The organism is Paenibacillus sp. Cedars (genome assembly GCF_003184205.1).
Lineage (GTDB): Bacteria > Bacillota > Bacilli > Paenibacillales > Paenibacillaceae > Paenibacillus_AQ > Paenibacillus_AQ glucanolyticus.
In genome coordinates, this window is sequence record NZ_CP020866.1 from 3315513 (window position 1) to 3340340 (window position 24828).

General features: G+C 47.5%; 21 protein-coding genes and 1 pseudogene. 5 read left to right on the top strand and 17 right to left on the bottom strand.

The window, feature by feature from the left end; genetic code table 11:
* Nucleotides 1–264: 264 nt before the first annotated feature.
* Nucleotides 265–453: pseudogene (locus B9D94_RS31930) on the top strand (NAD(P)-dependent oxidoreductase); the annotation flags it as partial.
* 10 nt (nt 454–463) lie between these two features.
* A complete protein-coding gene (locus B9D94_RS31785) occupies nt 464–586 on the top strand; it encodes a hypothetical protein (protein ID WP_301337234.1) in 123 nt (40 codons plus the stop codon).
* A gap of 107 nt (nt 587–693) precedes the next feature.
* Here the strand turns inward: B9D94_RS31785 and B9D94_RS16805 are convergent, their stop codons facing one another.
* The 4 genes from B9D94_RS16805 to B9D94_RS16820 form a co-directional block, all read right to left on the bottom strand.
* The gene (locus tag B9D94_RS16805; protein ID WP_006209743.1) at nt 694–1566 is read right to left on the bottom strand and encodes a carbohydrate ABC transporter permease; all 873 of its coding nucleotides are present in this window, start codon (nt 1564–1566) and stop codon (nt 694–696) included.
* Nucleotides 1567–1587: 21 nt separating this feature from the next.
* Nucleotides 1588–2445: a carbohydrate ABC transporter permease gene (locus tag B9D94_RS16810; RefSeq protein WP_006209742.1), complete on the bottom strand. Its 858-nt coding sequence runs from the start codon at nt 2443–2445 to the stop codon at nt 1588–1590.
* Nucleotides 2446–2558: 113 nt separating this feature from the next.
* Complete coding sequence (locus B9D94_RS16815) at nt 2559–3890, bottom strand: ABC transporter substrate-binding protein (protein ID WP_006209741.1); 1332 nt, start codon at nt 3888–3890, stop codon at nt 2559–2561.
* 542 nt (nt 3891–4432) lie between these two features.
* Nucleotides 4433–4936: a GNAT family N-acetyltransferase gene (locus B9D94_RS16820; protein ID WP_148247554.1), complete on the bottom strand. Its 504-nt coding sequence runs from the start codon at nt 4934–4936 to the stop codon at nt 4433–4435.
* Nucleotides 4937–5163: 227 nt separating this feature from the next.
* Here B9D94_RS16820 and xerS point away from each other — a divergent pair, with 227 nt between their 5' ends.
* Nucleotides 5164–6246 (top strand): tyrosine recombinase XerS, encoded by a 1083-nt coding sequence (gene xerS, locus B9D94_RS16825; protein ID WP_006209739.1) that lies wholly within the window; start codon nt 5164–5166, stop codon nt 6244–6246.
* A 6-nt stretch (nt 6247–6252) separates the two neighbouring features.
* On the opposite strand, the gene mobB is transcribed toward xerS, so the two are convergent.
* The 8 genes from mobB to B9D94_RS16865 all read right to left on the bottom strand — a co-directional run bounded on the left by mobB (nt 6253) and on the right by B9D94_RS16865 (nt 14594).
* Complete coding sequence (gene mobB / locus B9D94_RS16830; RefSeq protein WP_148247555.1) at nt 6253–6756, bottom strand: molybdopterin-guanine dinucleotide biosynthesis protein B; 504 nt, start codon at nt 6754–6756, stop codon at nt 6253–6255.
* Nucleotides 6753–7982: a molybdopterin molybdotransferase MoeA gene (glp, locus tag B9D94_RS16835; RefSeq protein ID WP_148248810.1), complete on the bottom strand. Its 1230-nt coding sequence runs from the start codon at nt 7980–7982 to the stop codon at nt 6753–6755. Before glp ends, mobB begins: the two co-directional genes overlap by 4 nt.
* Nucleotides 7983–8228: 246 nt before the next feature.
* The gene (locus B9D94_RS16840; protein WP_148247556.1) at nt 8229–10769 is read right to left on the bottom strand and encodes a DUF7507 domain-containing protein; all 2541 of its coding nucleotides are present in this window, start codon (nt 10767–10769) and stop codon (nt 8229–8231) included.
* Between the two features lie 178 nt (nt 10770–10947).
* On the bottom strand, nt 10948–11682 hold the full coding sequence (locus B9D94_RS16845) for a DUF4247 domain-containing protein (RefSeq protein WP_036638088.1): 735 nt from the start codon (nt 11680–11682) through the stop codon (nt 10948–10950).
* A 10-nt stretch (nt 11683–11692) separates the two neighbouring features.
* Nucleotides 11693–12199: a DUF4178 domain-containing protein gene (locus B9D94_RS16850; protein WP_006209734.1), complete on the bottom strand. Its 507-nt coding sequence runs from the start codon at nt 12197–12199 to the stop codon at nt 11693–11695.
* A 30-nt stretch (nt 12200–12229) separates the two neighbouring features.
* A complete protein-coding gene (locus tag B9D94_RS16855) occupies nt 12230–12634 on the bottom strand; it encodes a DUF350 domain-containing protein (RefSeq protein WP_006209733.1) in 405 nt (134 codons plus the stop codon).
* 181 nt (nt 12635–12815) lie between these two features.
* Nucleotides 12816–13484, bottom strand: a complete 669-nt coding sequence (locus tag B9D94_RS16860; protein WP_006209731.1) for a PspA/IM30 family protein — start codon at nt 13482–13484, stop codon at nt 12816–12818.
* A gap of 87 nt (nt 13485–13571) precedes the next feature.
* A complete protein-coding gene (locus tag B9D94_RS16865; RefSeq protein WP_148247557.1) occupies nt 13572–14594 on the bottom strand; it encodes an NADH:flavin oxidoreductase/NADH oxidase in 1023 nt (340 codons plus the stop codon).
* Nucleotides 14595–14761: 167 nt separating this feature from the next.
* Between B9D94_RS16865 and B9D94_RS16870 the strand changes: the two genes are divergently transcribed.
* Complete coding sequence (locus tag B9D94_RS16870; RefSeq protein WP_148247558.1) at nt 14762–15610, top strand: polysaccharide deacetylase family protein; 849 nt, start codon at nt 14762–14764, stop codon at nt 15608–15610.
* An 81-nt stretch (nt 15611–15691) separates the two neighbouring features.
* Here B9D94_RS16870 and B9D94_RS16875 read toward each other — a convergent pair whose 3' ends face one another.
* From B9D94_RS16875 to B9D94_RS16885, 3 genes are all read right to left on the bottom strand, one after another.
* The gene (locus B9D94_RS16875; protein WP_148247559.1) at nt 15692–16420 is read right to left on the bottom strand and encodes a 3D domain-containing protein; all 729 of its coding nucleotides are present in this window, start codon (nt 16418–16420) and stop codon (nt 15692–15694) included.
* A gap of 184 nt (nt 16421–16604) precedes the next feature.
* Nucleotides 16605–17327 (bottom strand): amino acid ABC transporter ATP-binding protein, encoded by a 723-nt coding sequence (locus B9D94_RS16880; RefSeq protein WP_063479272.1) that lies wholly within the window; start codon nt 17325–17327, stop codon nt 16605–16607.
* The gene (locus B9D94_RS16885) at nt 17314–18756 is read right to left on the bottom strand and encodes an ABC transporter substrate-binding protein/permease (protein WP_076152469.1); all 1443 of its coding nucleotides are present in this window, start codon (nt 18754–18756) and stop codon (nt 17314–17316) included. The genes B9D94_RS16880 and B9D94_RS16885 overlap by 14 nt, the downstream gene beginning before the upstream one ends.
* 563 nt (nt 18757–19319) lie before the next feature.
* Between B9D94_RS16885 and B9D94_RS16890 the strand changes: the two genes are divergently transcribed.
* Nucleotides 19320–21068, top strand: coding sequence for an alpha-glycosidase (locus B9D94_RS16890; RefSeq protein WP_148247560.1), 1749 nt, complete (start codon nt 19320–19322; stop codon nt 21066–21068).
* Between the two features lie 140 nt (nt 21069–21208).
* Here B9D94_RS16890 and glgA read toward each other — a convergent pair whose 3' ends face one another.
* Both glgA and glgB read right to left on the bottom strand, forming a co-directional pair.
* On the bottom strand, nt 21209–22642 hold the full coding sequence (glgA, locus tag B9D94_RS16895; RefSeq protein WP_148247561.1) for a glycogen synthase GlgA: 1434 nt from the start codon (nt 22640–22642) through the stop codon (nt 21209–21211).
* Nucleotides 22639–24618 carry a 1,4-alpha-glucan branching protein GlgB gene (gene glgB / locus B9D94_RS16900; RefSeq protein ID WP_148248811.1) on the bottom strand — a complete coding sequence of 660 codons (1980 nt, stop codon included), beginning with the start codon at nt 24616–24618 and terminating at the stop codon, nt 22639–22641. The genes glgA and glgB overlap by 4 nt, the downstream gene beginning before the upstream one ends.
* Between the last annotated feature and the right edge of the window lie 210 nt (nt 24619–24828).

Genomic DNA, 24828 nt, shown 5'->3' on the forward strand with positions numbered 1-24828 from the left:
CATCTTTATTTTAGTAAGTTTATTGGTTCATGTTTACCTCATACACCAACTGAGATGCAAATTGAATGAAGTATGAGCATGCATGAAATATATACTATTTCACTCTTCTTTTATGAATTTTTCATATGTTGAAACAATCACCTGATCTATCGATTTCAAAAGAATCAGCATTAGCGAGTCTGTGGTATCGCTTCTTATCTTGGAGAGGATTACGATCGCGCCGCGGCATATGATATAACGCTGCTCGATATATTCTGGACTGCAATGACTGGTTACATACACGCTCTTGCTATAGCGCGTACCGAGAATATTGCCGCATCGGACCTTGCACGTTACGCTCACAATTTCATTCGCATCATGCCTGATATAATGACCTATAACGCGAGCGACGTGGATCGCGGGATCTATCCTGGCAACAGTTCCAGTCTTCGTTCTGACTCCGCGAGTATGGACCATATTATCCATGCAGCCGAATTTCACGGACTTGACAGCAGCATTCTTCATGAAGCAAATGTTTATTATTCAAAAAGCAGTTAACGCCGGGCATGGCAATGACGGTTTCTCACGCCTGATCGAGCTTCAATAAACCCTCTTCTTAAAGAACGATACGCAGACTAACAACGAATAGGCAAGTCAAACAGGTGACGAAAGGGTCCCCTCTTGACTTGCCTATTCGTTGAATTCGCTGCCTGCTTACCCTTTGACGGCTCCTTCTGTCAAACCTTTTTGAATATATTTAGAGATGAACAGGTACACAATCAATACCGGAATAACTGTCAGTGATACGGCTGTAGCCATAAGTCCAAAGTCGGTACCATATTGTGAACTGATTTCATTCAACAATGCCACGATCGGACGAACATTCTCTTTGTTAACAAAGATTAGCGCAGAGAACAAATCATTGTACGCCCACATAAATACAAATATACTTGCCGATGCAAAGACAGGCTGCGAGATCGGCACAAAGATTTTCACAAACATTTGCCATCGGTTGCATCCGTCCATAAACGCAGCTTCTTCCAGCTCTTTCGGAATGGTTGCCATATAACCGGCAATGACCAATGTCGCAAACGTCAGATTGCCTGCCGTCTGAGGAAAAATCAACCCCCAGTATGTGTTTACCAGGCTCGTTTTAATCAGAAGCTCATAGACCGGAACTACAGTAGCAAATGCTGGTATCAGCAGTGTTGCATACAGAATGGAGAAAATCGTTTTTTTGCCTCTGAAGTTAAATCTGGATAACACGTAGGCTGCTAATCCTCCAAGCAATAGCACCAAAAAAACGGTACTGAAGGACATCACTAAGCTATTAATATAACTTCTTCCAATATTGATGCGGTCAAATGCATTCTGATAGTTAATCAACACCGGATCCCATGCGATACCGAATGAATTGTTCATAACATCGCGAGATACTTTGAACGAGTTGTTCACAATCCAGAATAACGGATAGATTGTTGTTAAGGACCACGCTGTTAAAATCACGTACATCAACGTGGTGCCTAAGCTAAACCGACTCTTCCTAACTCGCTGAGTTTTGTGTTCAACGACGATGGTTGGCTCCATAACAGTACACCCCTATAATGCTTAGTATGTAATCTCGTCTCTTTTCAACAAACGGTTAGCAATTAACGCAAGCACTACGCCAAAGACCACCATGTAAATGGCAACGGCTGATCCGTAGCCAAAGTTCTGATCCACCATGGCTTTTTTGTACATATACGTCCCCAGTACTTCCGTTCCATTCTGGCCGCTTGTAATGACCCAGATGAACTCAAATATCTTCAACGTACCCGTAATAGCAAGGGTGATTACAACCTTGATATCACTCATGATAAGCGGGATGGTTAGCATCGTTGTTTTCTTAATGCCGGTTATCCCTTCCAGCTTTGCTGCTTCGTAATAATCGGCAGGTATTTTGGCCATTGCAGTCAGGAACAGAATGAAATAAAAGCCCACATAATGCCATACCGTTGGAATCGAAACTGCCTTGAGGGCGTTCTTCGCATCCAGCCACAGAATCTTCTCGATATTGAAATTAGCCAGCAAATTGTTCAATAGTCCAAAGTTATAGTTGTAGAACAGCACAAACAACAAGGAAATCGCCGTACCGGAGATGACAACCGGAAAGAAAAAGACGGTACGATAGAAACCTTTGAACTTGGCAATGTTATCGACCAGAACGGCAAGCACAAGGGCTATCCCAACCTGAAATACGATAACATACAGCATAATCTCTAGTGTGTGCAGGGTCGCAGCGCCCAGCAGCTTATCCGTAACGAGTCTCTCATAGTTAGCCCATCCCACAAACTTTTTGTCAAAAAAACCGCTTGTGCGATAAAAACTGAGATACAAACTCTTGAAGAACGGATAATATAGAAAGATTGTCATGATGGCAGCTGCAGGAAATAAAAACAGCACAATATACTTGCGATCACCCTTCATATTCATCACCCTTGATGTTTATTTTTCTTCATCCATGTCTAAATGACTACGCCGCCCTAATGAAAACAGAGGGCGGCGTGCATCACTTTTATTTCTACCGTTTCTGATGAAAACTATTTTTTGTTAGCATCCTCGGTTTTCTTGGCTTCCTCGATGGCTTGAGTTGGCGTTTTCTTGCCTTCAACTACAGGCTGAACGCTTGCACGAAGGTTGCCGAATGTTTCTTGTGAAACCTTACTGTCAACAGGTGCACTAATGGAATCAGCTTTAGCTGCCATTGCAAAACCATCAAGAGCCACCTGTGCCAAACCGGTTACTTCTACATCAGCAGCTGGCGTACCACCATTAGCTGAAGCGATTTTTTGGATGGTTGCCGGGGAAGTCAGGTGTTTCAGCAATTCAACGGCAGTATCTTTTTTGGCTGCATCGTCATAAGTGGATTTGGACAGGTAGAAACCGGAACCGAATCCGCCAACGATATCGTTACCGCTGCCAGCACCGTCAGGAACCGTCGGGAATGGAAGAACCGTGGAATTGTCACGGGTATCATCGCTCCAGCCACCTACTGCCCAAGATCCTTCGATTGTCATAGCAGCCAAGCCTTCGCTGTAATAGTTGCCGGACATGCTCAGATCAATGGTTGCAGCATCTTTAGGGAACGCGCCAAGATCATAGAGCTCTTTCATTGCAACATAAGCTTTTTCCCAGTTTGGATCGATGCCGTCGATCAGGCCTTTGCTTTGGCTTTCAGGACCCGCAGCAGACAGAATGGTATGCTCGATCAAATAGTGGGATTGGTCAAATGGTACGGACAAAGGAATGATACCTTTGGCAGACAGCGTTTTCACAGCTGTGGTCAGCTTCGCCCAGTCTGTTGGAAGCTCAAGGCCATTTTCTTCGAAGATTTTCTTGTTTACGAACAAACCTTCATAGAAACCAGTCAATGGTGCAGCATAAATGTTTCCGTCTTTTTGCTTGGCAAGCTCAAGCGCATCCGGAATAAATCCGTTCTTCCAGTCAGCGTTAGCATCAAGAATTTCGTTCAGCGGTACAACTTTGCCCGCATTTACAAATCCTTCTGCATCAGCACCAATGAAGTAGAACAACAGGTCAGGCTCGTTGCCGCTGTTCATGTCCGTGTTGACTTTGGTTCTGAAGCCATCGTCGTTTGCAGACATCGTGTCATTCTCAATCTTCACGTTCGGATGAGCTGCAGTAAATTCATCCAGTGCTGCTTGGAAAGCTTCGCGAGCAGCATCAGTTCCGCCGAAAGTCGAGAACACGCGGAGTGAAACCGGAGCGTTCTCTTCTGCTGGTGGAGTTTCCGTTTTCGGAGTCTCCCCTTCTGCTGCAGGAGTGTTCGTGCTGCCGCTGTTACCACATGCCGCAAGGAACATGGAGAGCAACAACATAACACTCATGAGTAACATGGAAGTCCTTTTCATTTGTAATCCCCCTAAGTATTTTTTTTTCAAAACCTTATGTAAATACTTGCTGTCTACCAGAATTTTATTCCAAGCCCCGAACGTTTCAAAGGGGGATATTCATCTTCTATAGGGGGAAATTTTTCCATGTCATATATATAGAAGCTCTATGAGCGTGTTTTGTTGGACCTTTATATGACCGTAAATCTTATAGATACAGGGAAAAGATAGCGCTCCTTGTTATTGCTGCTAGATTCAGGAGATCCGAATGTGTTTTTCTATTATGAAATTTTCATATGATGATATTGTATAATGATGTCTTCATCTGCTTATGCTATCTTCTTTCATTTGAATTTCACGCCAAAAAAAGAACCTGCTGAAATTCATCAACAGATTCTTTGAGATAAGCTTATCTCTTCTAATTTTAGCTCGTAACTGCTATTGCGACAGGTTTCAAACAATCCCCGGATGCTACACCTTGCCTACCCAATCGGCGCCCGCAACCTCTTTCCATCCGAGCCGAAAGCGCATTCTGCCATCATTCTAAAACCATTCGCATGATCCTAAGAATTAAAATATTGTGACGGATTGTCGCGCAGTGGATCTATAAATTCATCGTATCTGCCGCCAGTATACGACTCAATCACCCTCCGCCAAAAGGCTTGTGCGGGCAGATTGCTGCTTACCTGTGTTACCTTCCACCGCCCGGGGAATTCATCAAACAGCCATGTCGCTGCCCACGTTCCCAAACCGTGACGGCGATATTTTTGCATCACGAAAAATTCTGTCATATAGTAGTCGGCCTCCGTGGCATCATCCATTCGTTCAATTAGCGCAAATCCGGCGGGCCGCTGGTCAAACGTAATGAGGAACGGATACTTCCGATCGCGCTTTTTCCAGAATTCATCCAAATCGGGATAAGGTAAAAACAATCCTTGATCATTGACCGAGATATCCAGATACTTCGTAAAATCATATAGATACAACTGCATCAAGTTTACGATTACGGCTTGTTTTCTCTTCGGAACCAGCTCAATTCCCATACGCTCCGTTAGATCTGACCTCATGGTGCTGCCTCCCCGGGTATCTCATATAAATCTTTACTATGTAACATACATTCATCATATAATTTCAGCTAAACGAAACACAAGTACAGATCCTATGTGCAGGCAACGGCCTTACCGGACAACCACCCCTGATCGCAGGATTATTCGGTTTCCATATGTTACACTAATAGCTAGCAATACCGTGTCTTCTCCATATAGATAAACATAGATAAACATTGAGGTGGAACATGAATATACAAAAAGATATCGACCGTGCAAAGCTTGATGAGAAAACACCGGCCATGCCTTGGTTTGTACAGCAATTTATCGACTACAAACTTCCAGACCTCTCCCCCTCGACCCTGCTCGAATATGTGAGGGACTATCAAACGTTTTTCAACTGGCTCCGATCAGAAGGGCTGTCACAAGCATCCTCCAATCAAGAGATTACCTTGATGGAGCTTGAGAAGCTCCGCATGGAGAGCATCACCAGCTACCGCTTATATCTGACAACCCGCAGGGACGGGACCAACTCGAGAATTACGGTTTCCCGCAAGCTGTCATCTCTGCGCTCCCTGTTCCATTACCTGAGCCAGATTGCCGAGGACGAGGAATTTTACCCGCTGCTCAAACGCAATATCATGGCCAAAGTAGAAATTAAGCGAATTCATAAACCAAAGGATACAGCGGCCAAGCTAAAAGGAAAAATACTGGAAGAAGAAGAACTTCAGGATTTCATCACTTACATTCATGAAGGATACGGACAGGATGTCGAGAACAACAAACAGGCGCTCTACGCGCACGAGTTGAACAAGGTAAGGGACGCGTGCATAGCCAGCCTTATCTTAAACTCCGGCCTGCGCGTATCCGAGGTGGTAAATTTGAATCTCGCCGATATCGACCTGAACAATAAAATGCTGCATGTATTCCGTAAGGGTAATAACGACGAGACCTTCAAGACACCGGTCTACTTCCGCGCGCAAGCCAAGGATGATCTGGAATTTTATCTCCAGCTTAGACAGACACGCTATAAAGTGCCCAAGAAGGAAAAGGCACTGTTTGTCGCACTGCGCAACGGGCAACATGAAGGACAGCGCATGACCAAACGAGCGATTCAAGCGATGATCATCAAATATGCCAAGCGCTTTGGCAAGCCATCCCTGACCGTTCATAAGCTGCGGCACTCGTTTGCAACCGACTACTACCTTCAGAACGATATATATAAAACAAAGGAACAGCTTGGCCACGCTTCCACAGAAACTACAGAAGTATACGCACATTTAACGGATAAAACGATGTCTCAAGCGATTGAGCGCCGTGCCGATGAATAGCAGCATCTAAATTGACAAAAGCATCGATGTGATCTCCTCAATATCATTCCATGTAACCAAGGGAACCGCTAGCCGCTGCTGAATCTCATGCAACGCTGACGGTTCCTTTAACATTTCAGGACGTACCACGATCCCTCTAATCTCCTCAACCTGATCCAGCAGCATCATGTCTTCCGGCTCCCGCAGCAGCACCAGCTTGGGATAAGCCATCTTTTTATAGCCTTCTACAAGCACCATATCAAAATCCATATACAAGGGTATCAACGATTCCAGACCCAGCTCCGTTTCCCTCATGACAGCCGTTCGTCCAGGAGAAGCAATGGCAATTCCTTCTGCTCCCGCTTCACGGAATTTGTACGTATCCGTCCCTTCATGATCCATATCAAACCCGTGAGCGTCGTGCTTGATCACGGCAGTCCGAATGCCATGCTGCTTCAGCTGAGGTATCAAAGCCGTGATCAACGTTGTTTTGCCGCTATTTTTATATCCGCACAGCTGAACAATCTTCATCCGAAGGCTCCTGGAAGGACAAGAACCTGTACTGACTGCCCTTTGACCGCTCCTCTAAGCTCCGGTGGTATCACGATCAAACAGTCGCTGTCTTTGATTGTAATCATGACACTCGATTCATCGAGCGCTGCAGGTGTCGCCACAAGCCTGCCGTTAATCACGGCCAGTCTTCCCCTGACAAAACGGGTGAAGTTGTTCACTTTGGAATAGTCGGCCCCCAGTTCGGCCGTCCATTCAGTCAGATATAACTGCTCCATACCGAGCATTTTGCGAATCGAAGGTCTGACAAACAACAGAAATCCTACATAACAGGCACCAGGATTGCCAGATAGCGCAAATAACAGCTTCCCGTCCTTAACCGCAACCGTTGTTACGCTTCCCGGGCGCATCGTGACTTTATTAAACAGCATGTCCAGGCCACCGGAGGTCACAAGCTCCCCCATGATATCGTAATCGCCCACAGAGACACCGCCCGTTGTCACCACGATATCGTACTCGCCAAGTGCCTCTTCTACCTTCTGCCGGGCAAGCTCGATATCATCCGGAATCGCCTCCATAATCACCGGCACGCCTCCGGCTTCCCGAATTTGCGAAGCGAGCATGTAGGTGTTGCTGTTGCGTATCTTGCCTGGCTCAAGCGGCTCGGTGATGTCTAGCAACTCGGTTCCCGTCGAGAAAATTCCTACCACCGGCTGCCGGTACACCTTGACCTGATGAATACCGAACGTAGCCAGAACCGAAATCTCGCCCGGCCCAATGCAGGTTCCTTTACGCAGGAGCAAATCCCCTTCTTTCAATTCGAATCCCCGCGGAGTAATATTTTTCCCGGTATCAATCGAACGTTTTAACCCTACATAGGTTACACCTTCCTTCACTCGAAGCTCTGTCGCTTCAAGCATAACAACAGCATCAGCGCCTTCGGGCACCTGTGCGCCTGTCATGATACGGGAAGCCAGTCCCTGTTCGATCGGAATAGAAGATACATATCCGCATGGGATCTGATCAACAACCTTCAGCCAGACCATTTCCCCTTGATCACATGCCGCTAAATCGCTTGAACGAACAGCGTAGCCGTCCATACCCGAGCGTGCAAATGCCGGAAAAGGGTGCGGCGCAACCATGTCAGAAGCAAGCACGCGCCCATCGCTGTCCTGCAGCCGAATTTGTTCCTCCCCGCCAACATGGACATAAGACGTGGCAAGCGCTTGCGCTTCTGGCACCTGCATGGCGCGTCGATCGAATTTATCGTGTTTCTTAGTTAAATCAGCATAGGTATGATCCAAAATGATGTCCTCTCTTTCTGACTAAATGCTAACCCTTATTCTAACTGTACTACATTCTGTTCCAACTTCAAACCAGCTCTAATAGCAATGTCTGAGTTGACAATAACCAGAGACACATGCTCCCTCCCGTCTACAAAAACAAAAAAGGAACCGCAGTCCTGCGATTCCGTAAGCCATCCTCAATTCCTGCTACTCCTCTTCTTCCGTGACCTCGTAAAATACGATGTTTGAATCTACTTCAACCGTTACATTTGAGCCTTCGGGCTCGTAAGTGACACGTCCCTGATTCTCGGCCCTTTCATTAGCGGGGACCGCGTACTGCAAGACTTGAAATGAAACTCTGACCGTTTCACCCGGTGTCAATGATCCGATCCGAATTCCCTGAGCTGGATTGACATCAGCTGCCAGTTGGTTGTTAATGATCACACTATTTCCTTCAAACCTCGAGCCTGCGGGCAGATCATCAAACAGAGTCACGTTATTCAACATCGTGGGACCTACGTTGGTTATAAGCACAGTTCCGGTCATATTCGTTATCATGAATGAAAAGGTAAGGGTATTGCCGGTTTCCGTAACAAGCGGGAATACCGTCTTCTCTACATTCAACAGCGGTTGACTCGTCACGATGACCGAAGCCTGTGCACTTACAGGTCCTGTCTGTGCAGATACTGCCTGGGCCGTGTTGATAATGACAGTACCAATGCCGGTATCCGCCATCACGCCATATCGAGCTTGAATGGTAACCGATTCGTTCGGATTGAGCCGATCGAGGGTACGATCAATTCCCAGCAAAACATCCGTGATGCGTACCGACGTTAGGGCTGCCTCCCCGGTATTCGTTACCGTGATTCGGTAATGGATGGTATCACCGGCTCGAGTCTCCGCGCGATCTGCGATTTTGGTAATCGCAAGGTTGAATACCGGCGTTATCACAGGTGGAGGTGGCACCACAAGCGGAGGCGGCTCCACAGGTGGAGGTGGCACCACAGGTGACGGAAGTACGACCACCGATGTTTCATCATGAATTGGATCGGTTTGGTCAGAAACGGCTGTCGCTGAATTGACCAACACGGTACCCGCTGCACTACCGGCTGGAATTGTGAAGTCTCTGATAATGACCGTGCTCCCTCCAACCGGCAAACTGGATAGGACCTCATCCAATCCGAGAAGCGCATCGGTAATGTGAATGTTGGTTAGTTCAACTTCCCCTGTGTTTGTTAATTCCAGCCGATATTCCACAAGCTGTCCGGGAATTGCTTCCATTGGCGATACGCTTTTTTGCAAAACGAGTCCAGGGTTTAGAACAGGTGTCACCACTTCATTGGAAGGGATATCTCCTGTAAATATAGGCCCCCCGGTAACGCTCTGATAGTCAAAATTCACAACGGCTTCATTCACGATAAACCCATCCGGTGGAACAGACACTACCCTGACCTGATAGGTTACGTTGACCAAGCCTCCGGGAGGGACTGTACCCAGCGAGATCCCTGTTGTCGGGTTGGCATTCACATCGCTCACTGAATTAATCGTGACACTCCCCGGCACAAACTCCGTATTATTAGGCAAACCATCAAACAGCAGGGAAGCATCCGCCGGAACGGTACCCGTGTTTTCAATCACTACGGTATAAGTCAATAATTGACCGACCGTTGCGGAGGTAGCGTTAACACTCTTCTGCACCGTTATCCGCGGTGAGTTAATATCAATGTAAATTCCGACAGCAATGACGCTGTATCCATCGCCGCCCGTGCGCAGCTGAAAGACCGCCGTGGTCTGGTTATTTGTGAGCGTCTCGGAAATATCTACATTAGTGATATCCCAAGATTGTCTGCCGCCCACGATTTGACTGCCAGGCTGCCCGTTTATTTGGTTTCGATCCCCAAACGTCCCCGTGGTATCCAGATTGCCGCTATCATCGTTAATTTGGGACGCAAAGAAGTTATTCGGATAATTGTTAGGGCCTTCCAGTACGGTCAAACTGTCTTCGGCAGGTCCGAACAACACCTGGTCCCCTGTTTTATTGGCATCTCCATCCTGGGCGCATAGAGCCATTCTACCCGATATCGGTCCAGAGGTCGGTGTCGCAAAACCGGATAAAACCGTTGTCAGTTCAGGTATGCCGGCTGCAATCTCGACAATGCCGACGTTTAGACTCAGATTGCGAAACGGCATCGAGGGATCCTCATACACAACACAAAGCGTCCACCCGCAGCTGTTCGCTGTGCTGTTGCCCAGATCAATATTACCCACCACACCGCCGACAGTGTAAGTACCAGCACCCCCGGCTTGCACCAATGAGGTCACATTGGCGGAACGAAAGTAATTGTAAGTTGCATTGCGGTATGAGGTCTGTGCTGTCACAGGGTCAGGCGAAATGCTGGATGTCGTACCTTCCGGCGTCATTAAAGAAACGGTCTTATCTATGAATGCTATATAATTATTAGTCCCTCCCGAAACCCGGTAAGTCCCAGCCCAGACCAGTTCGGCATATAACACGTTACTATCGGGCGGGAGCCTCAGAATAGCACTCGCGCTATCCAGATTAAAATCCGATGTGGTCCCGGGCGGGTAGCTTCCGAACTGCATGGAAGTGTCCACCGTTACAAATGCGCCAATAAAATCCCGGGTGCCCGGCACTCCTGTTTGATTGGAGCGGCTTAACCCGAGTGTATTTCCGGTAAACGTAATCGCTCCAGTATCGTTGTTACTGTAGCGGAGAACAAACGGCACGTTGTATTCCTCCTTCAGTGGAAAGCCAATCCATTGTTTGGCTATGCGTATGCGAAGACACAGCTTTCTTGTGTATAGGCTTATATTCCAATATATGAAGGAGAGCATGCAGTGTATGCTGTCTGATGCAACAAAAAAAAGCGCATGGTTCTTAGACCATACGCTTATCACTTGCGGATTACCTTCGCCCTCTTCGGGATATTCCTCCTGAGCCTATTCGAGTCTTCGGTTTGGTGTAGGATTTCTTCGGCGAATCGAATAATCCCCCGCCGCTTTCGCCGCGCTTGATCGATCCGCGGTCTCCGCTTGAAGTCGGGTTCCGTTTAAAGAGGCTTCCTCCCGTACCGACGGCATCCTGACCCCGGCGTGTAATCTTTCCGCTTCGGTCAACCGTCAGGGGAGGAGCTATTTTCTTATCCTGACTTGTCGGCTTCTTATAGTTGCCCTGCTTCGGTTTATACACATCTTTGCTTGTATACCCGCGGTAACCGCCGCCTCCACCCATCGAATCGAATAAATTTCCGATCAGCACAGCGGTTAAATACCCCTGCAGGAAACTTGAGTCATAATTGCGCTGAACATATTCCTTGGAATCAATCTCAATCAACGTATCGGTTGGCTTCTGTGGATCCTGCTGCAAATGGTAATACTCATCACCGTATACCAGAAACATCCGCTCGGTATCCTCCGGAGACGATTGGTCCGGCGTATTGGCGGCCATCAGCTCACCGGCTACCTCGGGTACGCTTTTATCGGCTGCCCGGTATACGTAAGACGTTGCGTTCCCGTCCCGGTTGACGGATTCCAGCGGATAGGTATCTTTAATATTCGGTGCTCCGCATCCGGCTAATAAGGATACAAACAGACTCAGCACCAATATCATTTTTATGGATAAAAAAGAGCGTTCCTTCATGCCACCACTCCTAAGTCGCCCGGATAACTCGAACGTCCCCCGGTATCACTTTCTCGCCTTCATACAACATAAACCGCCCATTCTGCCATTCGATTCGCAGCAGCTTGTAATCATCCGATTGATATTGCCACACATGCTGCTCACCGCTCTGCGTAAATGCGGTACGGCCAGTTATCGAAACATGTCCGCCATATTCTTCCTCCAGATGAAACACATGATCGTCCAGATCGAGGATTGATGGCACCTCGTCCGGCGAGTCCAGTCGTCCATCGATAGGCGAATATAACGCATACTGAACCGTCTCACGTTCTTCAATATGAAGATAAGCTATGGTGCTGCCATCCTGAAGTGTCAAGACTACCGCATTGCGTCCGCGATTATGCACACGCCCCGTAACCTCATAGGTAACCAAGGACACTTCGCATATATCGCCCGGCGCCAACTGCAGCATGCTTTTCTCTGCTTTGGGTGGTTCTGGCTTCGCAAATAAATTGCCGATTCTTTTCCACATACTCATCTTTCCTGTCCCCTATCTTCTTTATGCGTTCTACAAGCAAGCGGTAATAATTAACGCACCAACCACATGCAGCGAGCCTGCAAACAGTCCGTAACCTGTCTTGCCCTCGCGTGTGCCTTTGTCCAGGTTCAGCTTGCCGAAATTCCGCAGCATAAGCTCTGTCAATGCTTCAAGTACAAACAGAATGATAAACGAAATGATGGATACCACAACGGCTTCCAACAGATGATATGACGTTCCGATCGACACGGATAAAATATACCCTTGTGCAATCAGTTTCAGAATCAGTCTTGTGGTTACTGCCATATTGCCCGCTTTCACTTCTTCAAGATCGTTATACTTGGTGAACAGAGAATCCACAAACATCAAAACAAACAGCAGCAGCCCGCCGACAGCTGTCCAGAGTAAAACACGCAAGATCATATCGAAATCCATCTCTAATCCTCCACATTCAACATACAAAAACTCTAATCGACCCTTCAGTGAGTCAAGCCGTCTTTAGAGGTTGTTTCCTTATATATCCTGTCAAACAAAAGCGAAGGAGAAGCACGGCTGTATTCAGCCCTGCTGTTTCTCCCTCGCCCCCTACACTATTTACATGTCTTACAGGATCCCATTACTTGTTCTCGTATTGTTTCATCAAAGCTGCAAGCTCATCCTCAACGACTTTGTCTTTGCCGAGGTTCTCAAACTCTTCGTCCAGAGATTTCTCACGGGTCGACATTTCATTGCTTGCTTCCGCACGGGCTTCCATGGCCAGCATCTTCTCTTCCATCCGTTTCAATCCGGCGGAAGCTGTGTCCGAGCCAAATCCGTTCATCGCTTTGTTAATCTCGGTTTGAGCTTTGGCAGCGTTATAACGGGCTACCAGCGTCTCACGTTTGTTCTTCATCGCGGTAAGCTGCTTACGCATCTCTTCCAGCTTGGCACGCAGATTGTCTGCCGCCAATTTGTTCTGATCATAACTTGCTTTGTACTCGTCACGTTTGGCTTCAGCAGCCTTCTTCTCTTCCAGCGCACGACGGGCAAGCTCAACGTTTTGAGCTTGTGCTGCCGTATGAGCCTGCTGCGTGCGTTTTTCCACGAGTGCAGCCTGTTCTTCATAAAGTGCTTTAAAGCGTTTCTCGATGGCAATTTGCGAAGCTACCGCTTTCTCGGCATCCTCAAGATCTTCCGTCATATCCCGAATGTACTGATCGGTCATCTTAATCGGATCTTCCGCCTTGTCGATAATGGCGTTAATATTGGACATGGTCAAATCGCGTAATCTCTTAAATATGGACATCGTTCTCTTCCTCTCGCTTTCACTTTAAAATGACTGGTATATGATTAATACTTACGTTGCATGATCCAAAACGTTTCAAAATATTTTTTAGTATCCGCGTTCATATGGTTTTGGCACCTTCTGTCCCCCATCAAGCGCCTTGGCTGCATGAACAGCCCAATATGGATCCCGAAGCATGCCTCTGCCGATCGCCACCAGATCCGCCTTGCCCGACAAAATCACTTCCTGCGCAGCATTGTAATCGTCAAGTAATCCTACGGCAATTACAGGCACTTTCAGCAGCTGCTTAAATTCAGCAGCCAAATCCACTTGATATCCAGGCTTCGCTTCCGGACCGCCATTTGAGCCGATAGGCCCTTCGCCCCCCGAAGAGATATGGAAGATGTCAACACCGGCATCCCGATAACGCTTGCAGATTTCGGCACAGTGCTGAACGTCGTAACCGCCGTCCACATACTCTTTGGCTGACACCCGCATGATAATGGGCATGCCTTCAGGAAGAACCTCCTTGACGGCTTCGACAACCCGCTCCCCAAACAGAGGAAGATCCTGGCCATACTCATCACTGCGCTGATTGGTGAGCGGCGAATGGAACTGATGAATCAAGTAACCGTGGGCGCCATGGATTTCAACGGTATCGAAACCTGCCTCGATAGCACGCCGAGCCCCTTCTCTAAAGGCTTGAATGAGCTCCTCCACTTCGGCGCCGGACAATGCCCTCGGCATTTTATAATGAGAACTGAACGGAATGGCGGATGGTGCCACGGATGGCTCAGCATCCTGTGCTTTTCTTCCGGCATGGCCCAGTTGAATTCCGATCTTGGTTCCATAGGAGTGCACCGTCTCCACAATCTTGCGATATGCTGGAATCTGATCATCACTCCATATCCCCGTGTCCTGATTGGTAATGCGGCCGTCAGGATGAACCCCTGTCATTTCCACGATAATTAAACCGGTACCGCCTACGGCACGGCTGACATAATGGACAAAATGCCAATCATTCGGAATCCCGTCCTCTGCTTTCACGGAATATTGACACATCGGTGGCATAACGATTCGGTTCTTGAGAGTCAGGTTCTTAAAATTGTAGGGTGTAAACAAGTCTGCCAAGCGATTATCTCCTTCCATATCCAAATGATCATGATGTAATTAAATCCGTTACGGGTTATTATACACCTTTTCGCAGGGAAAACTAAAAAACAGCGGTTTCCCATATTGAGGATAATTGTCTGTTCAGATGGGTATACCATACAAAAAAGCTAAAGGGGCCGATCGTGATGTTCAAACGAAACCGAGCAGGAAGCTTCCTGCTGTGGATGATGTTAATCTTTTTAATCCTGCCGATAAACCCGGCAAATGGGTCCGATTTACATAATCCTTCGCTTCACCACCAAGAGACTTCCGTCATGTCGGAGTCGGGTCAAACTGTGGATCACTCCAAGCGAACGAAGAACAAGAATGCCGGAGAACCCCTGACGCTGAGTCAATTGCTCAGGAAGTACCCGGATACCTTTCGCTCCAGCGGCCCCCGGATCAAACAGATCGCTCTGACCTTCGATGATGTGCCGGATCCGCGATTTACCGGGAAGGTACTCGATGTGCTGAAGGAATATGATGTGAAAGCCACCTTCTTTGCCGTGGGGGATCGAGCCAAGAAGCACCCCGACCTTGTAAAACGAATCCATGATGAAGGCCATTCCATTGGTAATCACTCCTACAATCATGCCCAGTTGAACAAACTGAGCCTGGATAAATTCAAGAGCCAAATTGAACGGACCAATACCATTTTGAAATCGTTGACCGGAGTAAATCCCCGGCTCATCCGTCCACCTTATGGTGATATTAATGAGGAACAGCTTCAATGGGCGCGCAAGAACGGATATAAAGTCGTGAACTGGAATGTCGATTCCCTCGACTGGAAGGGGCTTAACAAGGAAGAAGTCAAGAAAAACGTTCTGTCAGCAGTCGGGCCCGGTGCCATTGTGCTTCAGCATGCCGGCGGAGGCGTGGGGTCAGATCTGAACGGTACCGTAGAGGCCCTGCCGGATATCATTACAGAGCTGCGAAATCGAGGATACAGCTTCGTCACCTTACCCCAGATGTTGAGTGTATCTGAGTCCAAATAAAGATTACGTAGAAGCAAAAAGACGGCTGCCCGGGATAATTCCAGGAAAGCCGTCTTGTATATGCTATAAAGTCAAATACCATTATTCGATGATGAACAATTTGATGTCTTGAATTCCGAATTGCTTAACGGAGGATTGTGAGCCAGGGATGAAAATGTCGATTTTGTTCCCTTTAATGGCACCGCCGATATCACGGGCTTCTGCTACAAATGCTTTCTTCGGAAGGCCGGGATGTTCGTGTCCTGTTACAAGTACTTTGGTTCCCAGCGGGATGACCTTAGGGTCAACCGCGATGGTTCCCAGCTCGAGGGAATTCCCGAAATAATCGACCGCACCCCATTTGCCATTCTCGCTTGCAGCAGCAGAATACGCTGTAGCTTTCACGGACAACGTCTTGCTGTAATTAAACGTTTTACCCCATGCTTCAACTACTTTGCTCTCAGGCGAAACGTTCAAGCTGGGCGTAAACCCGGTTGTTCCGGGAGCGATGGGTGCAGCAGAAGCCGTCGAGTTCATCGATACCGAACCGGGGATGGTGATTTTGAGACCCGGATATATATTCTTCGCTTCAATTTTTGGATTGGCATTCATCAGCTTGTCCATATTCACGCCGTACTGTTTGGACAAGAAGTAGAAGGTATCACCGCTCTTCGCAACGTGCACGGAGCTGGCATGTGCCTGCATTCCGCCTCCGCCAAAAGTCAGGCCAAGTGCAACGGCTGTAATAGTAAACCATTTTGCTGTTTTTCCAGCGATCTTGTTATGGTTGAGTCCTCGATTGATTTTCCATGATTTCATTTGTTGTAACATCTAAGATGCCTCCCTTTATGTAGCTTGTTCATTCGGATGAAGTATGTCAACGAACATGAATATATCACAAATTTGTAACCTATACTGCAAGAAATTGTTACCAATAAACAAACAAAAACAGCGTCAATGCCTGAAAAAATCAGGTTTGACGCTGTTTTCGTCTGTTACGATTCAGATATAAAAGTTACAAAACCTTGCTTAAAAACTCTTTTGTACGCGGATGTGTCGGGCTGCCGAACAGCTGGTCCGGCGTACCTTCCTCAACAATTTTGCCGCCATCCATGAACAGGATTCGGTCACCCACTTCGCGTGCAAAGCCCATCTCATGCGTAACGATGATCATTGTCATGCCACCCAGTGCGAGTTTCTTCATAACCTCCAGCACCTCACCGACCATCTCGGGATCGAGAGCCGAGGTAGGCTCGTCAAACAGCATCACATGCGGCTGCATCGCAAGCGCTCGCGCAATCGCGATTCTCTGCTTCTGTCCGCCGGACAGCTGTGAAGGATAAGCGTCTTTCTTATCCTGCAGACCAACAGACTTTAGCAGCTCGTCTGCAGTAGCTTCCGCCTCCTTGGCAGAGACTCCTCTTACTTGAACAGGAGCCAATGTGATGTTATCGATCACTTTTTTGTGGGGAAACAGATTAAACTGCTGGAATACCATCCCCATTTTCTCACGGGTAGCGTTAATATTGTGATTCTTGGCAGTGATGAGTTCGCCCTCGAACGAAATTTCTCCGCTAGTCGGCACCTCAAGCAGATTAAGACAGCGCAAGAACGTACTTTTGCCGGAGCCGCTGGGTCCGATGACAACCACGACTTCTCCCTTTGCAATTTCGATGTCGATGCCCTTCAATATCTCCAGCTTGCCAAACGATTTATGAAGTTCCTTAACGGTTATCACTTGCACTCAACTTCCTTTCCCAGACACCCAGAAGCTTCGAAAGAACGAATGTCAATATAAAGTAGATCATGGCGGCCACAAGCAGCGGATTCAGCGGGGCAAAGGTTGAACCGCGCAAAATCTGAGCTTGGTACATAATATCGTATACCCCGATGAACGATACGATGGAAGATTCCTTAATAATAACAACAAATTCATTACCGATCGCAGGCAGGACACCCTTCAGTGCCTGAGGCAAAATAATGTGACGCATCGCTTTGCCCCTCGTCATCCCGAGCGAGCGTGCAGCCTCCAATTGACCGCGGTCCACGCCTTGAATGCCGGCACGAAATATTTCAGCCAAATACGCGGCGCTATTGATAGACAGCGTGAGAATACCGGACTGAATCGGAGAGAACTTAATATCGAATGCAGCCAAGCTGTAATGTATGATAAACAATTGAACCAGCATCGGCGTACCGCGGATTATCTCAATATAAGCGGTCGCCAGGAACTTCAGGATTTTCACGCCCGACATACGCATGAGGGCAATAATCAAACCGAGAATGAATCCGAAAAATACCCCTAAGGCAGAAATCAATAATGTAAACTGGATTCCCTTCGCATAATAATCGCGATATTTCCAGAAAAATTCGAATGTATTCAGATTCTCGGTCGTACGTCCTGCCGCCAAATCACTAGCCTCGTCGACAAACTTCTGAATCTGGTTGTTCTCCTTCAAACGCTCCAGTGTAGCGTTGATGCTGCTGAGCAGCTCTTCATTCCCTTTGCGGACCCCGATGGCATAAGAGTCGTTCTCAGCCGTTGGCTTGGCATCCGTGATGGCCATAGTCGCTTCATCCATATTCGTCTTGGCAATCGGATATTCAGCTAGGACAACATCCACGCGTTCAGATTCCAATTGAAGCAGCAAATCCGGTATTTTATCCAGTGAGACCACATTCGCTTTAGGAATGGTTTTGGCGATGGATTCCTGAATGGAGCTCTTCTGAACCCCGATCCGGGCTCCCTCGAGGCTTTCAAGTGTGTTAAACTTCAGCGCATCTTCCTTGCGCACCACCACGGACTGCTCCGCCGCATAATAAGGCTCCGAGAAATCGATGCTTTTTCTGCGTTCTTCCGTCGGATTCATGCCGGAAATAACAAAATCCACACGACCGCTTGTCAGTTCAGGCAGGAGTGCATCAAAGGAAGTATCCTTGATGATTAACTCAGCGCCCAGATCTTTGGCGATTTCCTTCGCAATGTCGATATCAAATCCGACGATGGTATCCACACCGTCTATCGTTTTATGGAACTCATAAGGTGCATAATCGGCACTCGTACCGAGAATCACCGTTTTCTTCTCACCCTCTGCATGGACGATACTGCCAAAAGACAGCATGACCACCATGAACAGAGTCATCCACGCTGTAAATTTACGTTTCATATGTTTCGTTTCTCCCCTAACTGTTACGGATAAATACATCAAATAAATAAATGCAACTGAGTCATTATAAAACATGGTGCATGAATATGCAATGAAAATTCATGGATTTTCATACAAGCTTACGCTGACCCTATTTTTCTTCATTGCATGCTTGCCCTATTTTATTACAACGGTTAATTAATCATTCACAAGAGCCGCTTATGTATCCTCGTATTCGTTGTATGTGTGAATAACTTTAATTATATGAAAGGTCCACTCATGAAATGTGATGAACTTCCATAACTACCCAGAGAACATCCATGTGCATACCCTCTGATCCATATTTTATCTCGCTGCACCTATATATAGAAATAGGTCTTCGGATTCACTCCTTATGCAACTGGCACTCAAATGAATATTGCATAATCCAACCGTTCACATCCCATCTTATAATACGTATAGATCCTGTGCCCGATTATCATCTCCTGCCGTCAACTCTCTGTCTGTCTCTGCTTCCATGATTCATGCAAGCTTGCGGCTGGTTATTAATTAGCTATAGCTATACTCATATAGGAGGTGTACCCATGCTGTTAGAAGCACTGTATCATGTTCCAAGAGATAAATGGGCTTATGCATATGATACCTATACCATTCATCTCAGGATTCGAACCAAGAAGAATGACATTGATTCCGTTGTTGCTATGACCGGCGACAAATATGACTGGGACCGTACGTACTTCGAGATCACCATGGAAAAGGCTGCCTCTGATGAGATGTTTGATTACTGGGAGTGCGGAGTCAGGCCAAAATACAAAAGATTATCTTACGGATTCCGGATCCATGCCGGAGATGAGACGGTTTATATGGTGGATAGCGGGATCGGATGGGATTACCCTTACCCGCCTGCGGGTTACTTCGAATTCCCGTACATACATGAGGTTGATGTGTTCAAAGTCCCGGAGTGGGCTAAAGAAGCTGTGTTTTATCAAATTATGACAGAGCGCTTTGCCAACGGGAACCCGGCCATCAACCCTGTCGGAACAGAAGTATGGGGCGGCAAGCCGGAAGTGGATAATTTCTTCGGCGGCGACCTGCAAGGTGTGCTGGATCATCTGGATGATCTGGTTGAGCTGGGCATTAATGCGATTTATTTTACCCCCCTCTTCCTCTCCCCCTCCAATCATAAATACGACACGGTCGATTATAAACAGGTGGATCCGCAATTCGGCGATAATGAACTGCTGAAGAAGGTTGTGGATACTTGCCACAGCAAAGGAATTCGAGTCAATCTTGATGCGGTATTCAATCATTGCAGTGAAGAGTTCCCGCCTTTTCAGGATGTGCTGAAGCATGGCAAGGACTCTCCATATGCCGAATGGTTTCATGTCAATCAATTTCCCTGCGAGGTAAAAGATGGCATCCCGACCTATGATACCTTCGGCTTCTATGGAAATATGCCTAAATTCAATACCGCCCATCCAGAGGTTAAGGAATACTTGCTGGGCGTAGCCGAATACTGGATCAAGGAGATCAAGCTGGACGGTTGGCGCCTTGATGTCGCCAACGAAATTGACCATCATTTCTGGAGAGACTTCAGACAAGTCGTCAAGAAGGCCAATCCTGAAGCTTATATCGTGGGAGAGGTATGGTCAGACTCCTTAATCTGGCTGGCCGGTGACCAGTTCGATTCGGTGATGAATTATCCTTTTGCTGATAAAGTGCTCGAATTCTTCAATGGCAATATGGATGGGCTCACTTTTGCTAACCGTATCGGATCCATTCTGATGCGTTACCCCCAGCAGACCAATGAAGTGGTCTTCAATCTGCTGTGCAGCCATGATACTCCTAGGCTGCTCACGCGCGTGGGAGGAGATACCCGGCGCATGAAACTCACCGTTGTATTCCTGTTCACTTTCATGGGAACTCCCTGTATTTTTTATGGCGATGAAGTCGGATTAACCGGAGATGGAGATCCCGATTGCCGCAAATGCATGGAATGGAATCCCGAAAAACAAAACCTTGAGCTGTATGAATTTTATCGCAGCATGATTGCACTACGAAAAAAGCACAAAGCTCTCAGGCAGGGTCGTTTTCGCTTCCTCCAAGCCAATCTTCATGACCCATGCATCGTATACGAACGTGCAGATGATCAATTGCATTTTATCGTCTGGATGAACAACAGTGACTCCTATCGTACCTTGTCCCACCCCATCGTCACTACCGATTGGTTTGATGCGCAAACCGAAGAATCCGTAAAGCCGGTAAACGGAATCATGCATGTTGACTTGGAGCCTTACGGGTACCGTATACTGTGCCGTCGCCTCAAACCATAATCTGTTGTTGTAAATGGCGATCAACCTCGCTGAGCTGTAGAATGTGCCACCTCACAAAACGTATACCCAGTTGTCACAAAGGGGTACCTGGATAGCGGAAATCTCAAGCTATCCAGGTACCCCTTTATCAATGCCTTGTCCTATCGGCTGAAAATTTGATGGTATATCTCTTGATACTCCTTCGCCGATACGCTCCAGCTGTAATCCCCGCTTAATGCGTTCTTGCTCACTTTGCGCCAGTGTTCCGGCATGCGGTATATCGATGTCGCCCTGCGAATCGTGTTCATCATGTCATGCGCATTGTAATCCTTGAAAGAGAACCCGTTTCCTTCACCGGTGTATTCGTTATAGGCATGCACAGTATCATTCAAGCCACCCGTTTCACGCACGATCGGCACGCTGCCGTAACGCATGGCAATCAGTTGGCTGATCCCGCATGGTTCAAATTTCGATGGCATCAGAAACAGGTCGCTGCCTGCGTAAAATCGCCTGGATAATGGTTCATTGAACCTGATTTGGGCTGACATTTTGTTCGAATACCGATTCGCCGCTTCCCGGAACCAATGCTCATAGGAAGGATCTCCCGTTCCCAGGACAACAAATTGAATCTCATCGTAATACAGCAGCTCATCCAGAATGCGGATTACGAGATCGAGTCCCTTGGAATCAACCAGACGGGTTACCATCGACATTAACGGGATGTGTGGTGCCACCGGCAGATTCAATTCTTCCTGCAGTGCTATTTTGTTCTGTGTTTTCTTGTTCAGTCCACTCCGGTACTTCACGGCCAGATGCGGATCGGTTGCCGGATTGTAGCTCTTGGTATCAATCCCGTTTACAATGCCGCTCAGCCTTGAACCTTGTACTGACAAGAGCCCGTCGAGTCCATATCCATAATAACCGGTTTGAATCTCGGAAGCATAAGTCGGACTCACCGTCGTGACATGATCTGCGTAGACAATGCCAGCTTTCATGAAATTCACGTTGCCGTAATACTCTACGCCATCCGCCTTGAAATAACGGCTGTGGATTCCCAGCAGATCAACCAATACCTCATACGGGTAAACGCCCTGATACAGGAGATTATGGATCGTGAATACCGTTCGAATCCCTGCGTAGAAAGGATTATGACGATAGACATCCTCAAGGAGCAGTGGAACCATCGCGGTATGCCAATCGTGGCAATGAAGCACGTCCGGCTGGAAATCGATGATCGGCAGTATCTCGAGCACCGCACGGTTAAAGAAGGAGAAACGCTCGCCATCATCCATATAACCGTAAATACCGTCACGGCCAAAATAATACTCGTTATCAACAAAATAAATCGTTACACCGTCCTCAACCAAGGACTCGATACCGCAATATTGCTCACGCCAGCCTACCCGGACCCGGGTTTCTCCAACAAACAGCATGCGTTCCCGATACTCCGCAGGGATGCCGCGATATTTCGGCAGCACAACCCGAATATCCTCGCCCATGCCACGAAGTGATTTGGGTAATGCAGCGATGACGTCCGCCAATCCGCCTGTCTTGATGTATGGTCCACATTCTGATGCCGCAAATAACAATTTCAATCCTGCTTCCCCCTTTGGCTCCGTTTGGTTTTGCGAACGGTCTTCTCTTTTGCTGCTGCCGCCTTCAGCTGTTCTTGCTCCGAATCTTTCGTTTTCCTCGAACGCGGCGGTTTTTTCTTTAAAACGACCATGCTTAATGGAGGCAGCTTGATCTCCAAGCTATGGTTTTGCTCGTGCCAGGCTTGCTTCTCCGCTTTCATATCGCCGTCGTTCAGCAGTCCGGCGCCTCCGTAATCGGTATGATCTGAATTCAGTATTTCCACGTATTGCCCGGCTCTTGGCAAACCGATCCGATATTTGTCATATGCTCGGGGCTGAAAGTTAATGACGATGATCAGCGTATCTCCGGGCTTGGTCCCTTTCCTCATGTACGCTATAACACTCTGGTTGTTATCATTGGCACAAAGCCACTGGAAGCCATCCATGACATGATCCTGTTCCCACAGCGCCCTTTCGTCCACATACATAGCGTTTAGCGCTGCCGTAAAAGCCTGCTGTTGGCGGTGGCTTTCATAATCCAGCAGCAGCCAATCGAGCTGCTCCTCATCCTTCCATTCGATGAACTGACCGAATTCCCCGCCCATGAACAACAATTTCTTGCCAGGCTGCGTCATCTGATAACCAAGTAAAATGCGTAATCCGGCAAACTTCTGTTCATAACTGCCAGGCATTTTATTGAGCAGCGATTTTTTGCCATGGACAACCTCGTCGTGAGAAAGCGGCAATGTAAAATTTTCCGAATAGGCATAACAAATGGGAAATGTTAGTAAATTATGTTGGGTAGGCCGCAACACATACTCCTGCTCCACGTAGGACAGTGTGTCATTCATCCAGCCCATATTCCATTTGTAATTGAACCCCAGTCCGCCTTCGTGCACAGGGGCGGTTACCCCTGGCCATGCGCTGGATTCCTCTGCCATCATCAAGGCATGGGGATAATAGCTAAACACCGCTTTATTCAATTTCTGCAGAAAGGATATCGCTTCAAGATTTTCCAAGCCCCCCCGTTCATTAGGGCTGAACTGACCCTCGGACTTCTCAAAATCAAGGCGGATCATGCTTGTAACCGCATCAACACGAAGTCCATCAATATGATACATATCCATCCAAAATAAAGCATTGGAGATGAGGAATGAAATCACCTCAGGCTTGGCATAATCGAAAGACAGCGTTCCCCAGCCCGGTTTCTCCGCTTTTTGCGCATCGCCGTATTCATATAGCGGTGACCCGTCAAACTGGCGAAGTCCGTGGGCATCCTTGGCAAAATGCGCGGGCACCCAGTCCAGCAGCACGCCGATACCGGCTTGATGCAGCTGGTCTACCAGGTACATGAAATCATGGGGACTGCCGTATCTGCTAGTCAGAGCATAAAACCCGGTTCCCTGATACCCCCATGAGAGGTCGTAGGGATGTTCGGCCAGCGGCATAAATTCCACGTGGGTATAACGCATATCCAGCAAATAAGGAATAAGCAGATCCGCCATTTCACGGTATGTAAAGAAGGAGCCGTCCTCCTTTTGCCGCCAGGTTCCAAAATGCATTTCATATATGTTCATCGGCTTGCTGTAAGGTGATGTATTCTTCTTTTTCCACAGGGCATCGTTCCACTGATATCCAGACAGATCCGTAACTACCGATGCAGTAGCAGGCCGTAGCTCCGCATGAAACGCATAGGGATCCGCCTTTAGGAACGTTTCACCGAATGATCCAGTAATCTGGTATTTGTAAAAAGTTCCAGTCTGCATACCGGGGAAAAACCGACTCCAAATTCCTGAATCGGGTATCCTATATAACGTGTCATGGGTGCCATCCCAGCCGTTCCACGCTCCCGCAAGACCAACCTGCCTTGCGTGGGGAGCCCATACCGTAAAACGCACGCCCTCTTGCCCATCTTCTACGGCAACGTGTGCGCCCATACATTGATAACTGTGAAACCAGGTTCCTTCATGAAATAAATACACTTGTTCCGGAGTCATGTTTCCTTCCCTAACTGCTTGATTCAATTGTCGTCACCTGCTTTTTCTTAAAAATCCATTATTATTAATGTTATTACCCCATTCTTACCATGTTGAAAATAAAAAATGTAACCCATCAATAAATTTGTAATTTTCAAAATACTTTTTCAATATAATCGTTTCAAACCCCGGGAATGTCGTTTATGTAATGTACAACGTGAAAATACATTG

Excerpts from the sequence above, each read along its gene's own strand:
- B9D94_RS31785 (WP_301337234.1), top strand. The coding sequence starts at position 464 with ATGCAGCCGAATTTCACGGACTTGACAGCAGCATTCTTCATGAAGCAA.
- B9D94_RS16805 (WP_006209743.1), bottom strand. The coding sequence starts at position 1,566 with ATGGAGCCAACCATCGTCGTTGAACACAAAACTCAGCGAGTTAGGAAG.
- B9D94_RS16810 (WP_006209742.1), bottom strand. The coding sequence starts at position 2,445 with ATGAAGGGTGATCGCAAGTATATTGTGCTGTTTTTATTTCCTGCAGCT.
- B9D94_RS16815 (WP_006209741.1), bottom strand. The coding sequence starts at position 3,890 with ATGAAAAGGACTTCCATGTTACTCATGAGTGTTATGTTGTTGCTCTCC.
- B9D94_RS16820 (WP_148247554.1), bottom strand. The coding sequence starts at position 4,936 with ATGAGGTCAGATCTAACGGAGCGTATGGGAATTGAGCTGGTTCCGAAG.
- xerS (WP_006209739.1), top strand. The coding sequence starts at position 5,164 with ATGAATATACAAAAAGATATCGACCGTGCAAAGCTTGATGAGAAAACA.
- mobB (WP_148247555.1), bottom strand. The coding sequence starts at position 6,756 with ATGAAGATTGTTCAGCTGTGCGGATATAAAAATAGCGGCAAAACAACG.
- glp (WP_148248810.1), bottom strand. The coding sequence starts at position 7,982 with ATGCAGGTGCCAGAAGCGCAAGCGCTTGCCACGTCTTATGTCCATGTT.
- B9D94_RS16845 (WP_036638088.1), bottom strand. The coding sequence starts at position 11,682 with ATGAAGGAACGCTCTTTTTTATCCATAAAAATGATATTGGTGCTGAGT.
- B9D94_RS16850 (WP_006209734.1), bottom strand. The coding sequence starts at position 12,199 with ATGAGTATGTGGAAAAGAATCGGCAATTTATTTGCGAAGCCAGAACCA.
- B9D94_RS16855 (WP_006209733.1), bottom strand. The coding sequence starts at position 12,634 with ATGGATTTCGATATGATCTTGCGTGTTTTACTCTGGACAGCTGTCGGC.
- B9D94_RS16860 (WP_006209731.1), bottom strand. The coding sequence starts at position 13,484 with ATGTCCATATTTAAGAGATTACGCGATTTGACCATGTCCAATATTAAC.
- B9D94_RS16870 (WP_148247558.1), top strand. The coding sequence starts at position 14,762 with ATGTTCAAACGAAACCGAGCAGGAAGCTTCCTGCTGTGGATGATGTTA.
- B9D94_RS16875 (WP_148247559.1), bottom strand. The coding sequence starts at position 16,420 with ATGTTACAACAAATGAAATCATGGAAAATCAATCGAGGACTCAACCAT.
- B9D94_RS16885 (WP_076152469.1), bottom strand. The coding sequence starts at position 18,756 with ATGAAACGTAAATTTACAGCGTGGATGACTCTGTTCATGGTGGTCATG.
- B9D94_RS16890 (WP_148247560.1), top strand. The coding sequence starts at position 19,320 with ATGCTGTTAGAAGCACTGTATCATGTTCCAAGAGATAAATGGGCTTAT.
- glgB (WP_148248811.1), bottom strand. The coding sequence starts at position 24,618 with ATGACTCCGGAACAAGTGTATTTATTTCATGAAGGAACCTGGTTTCAC.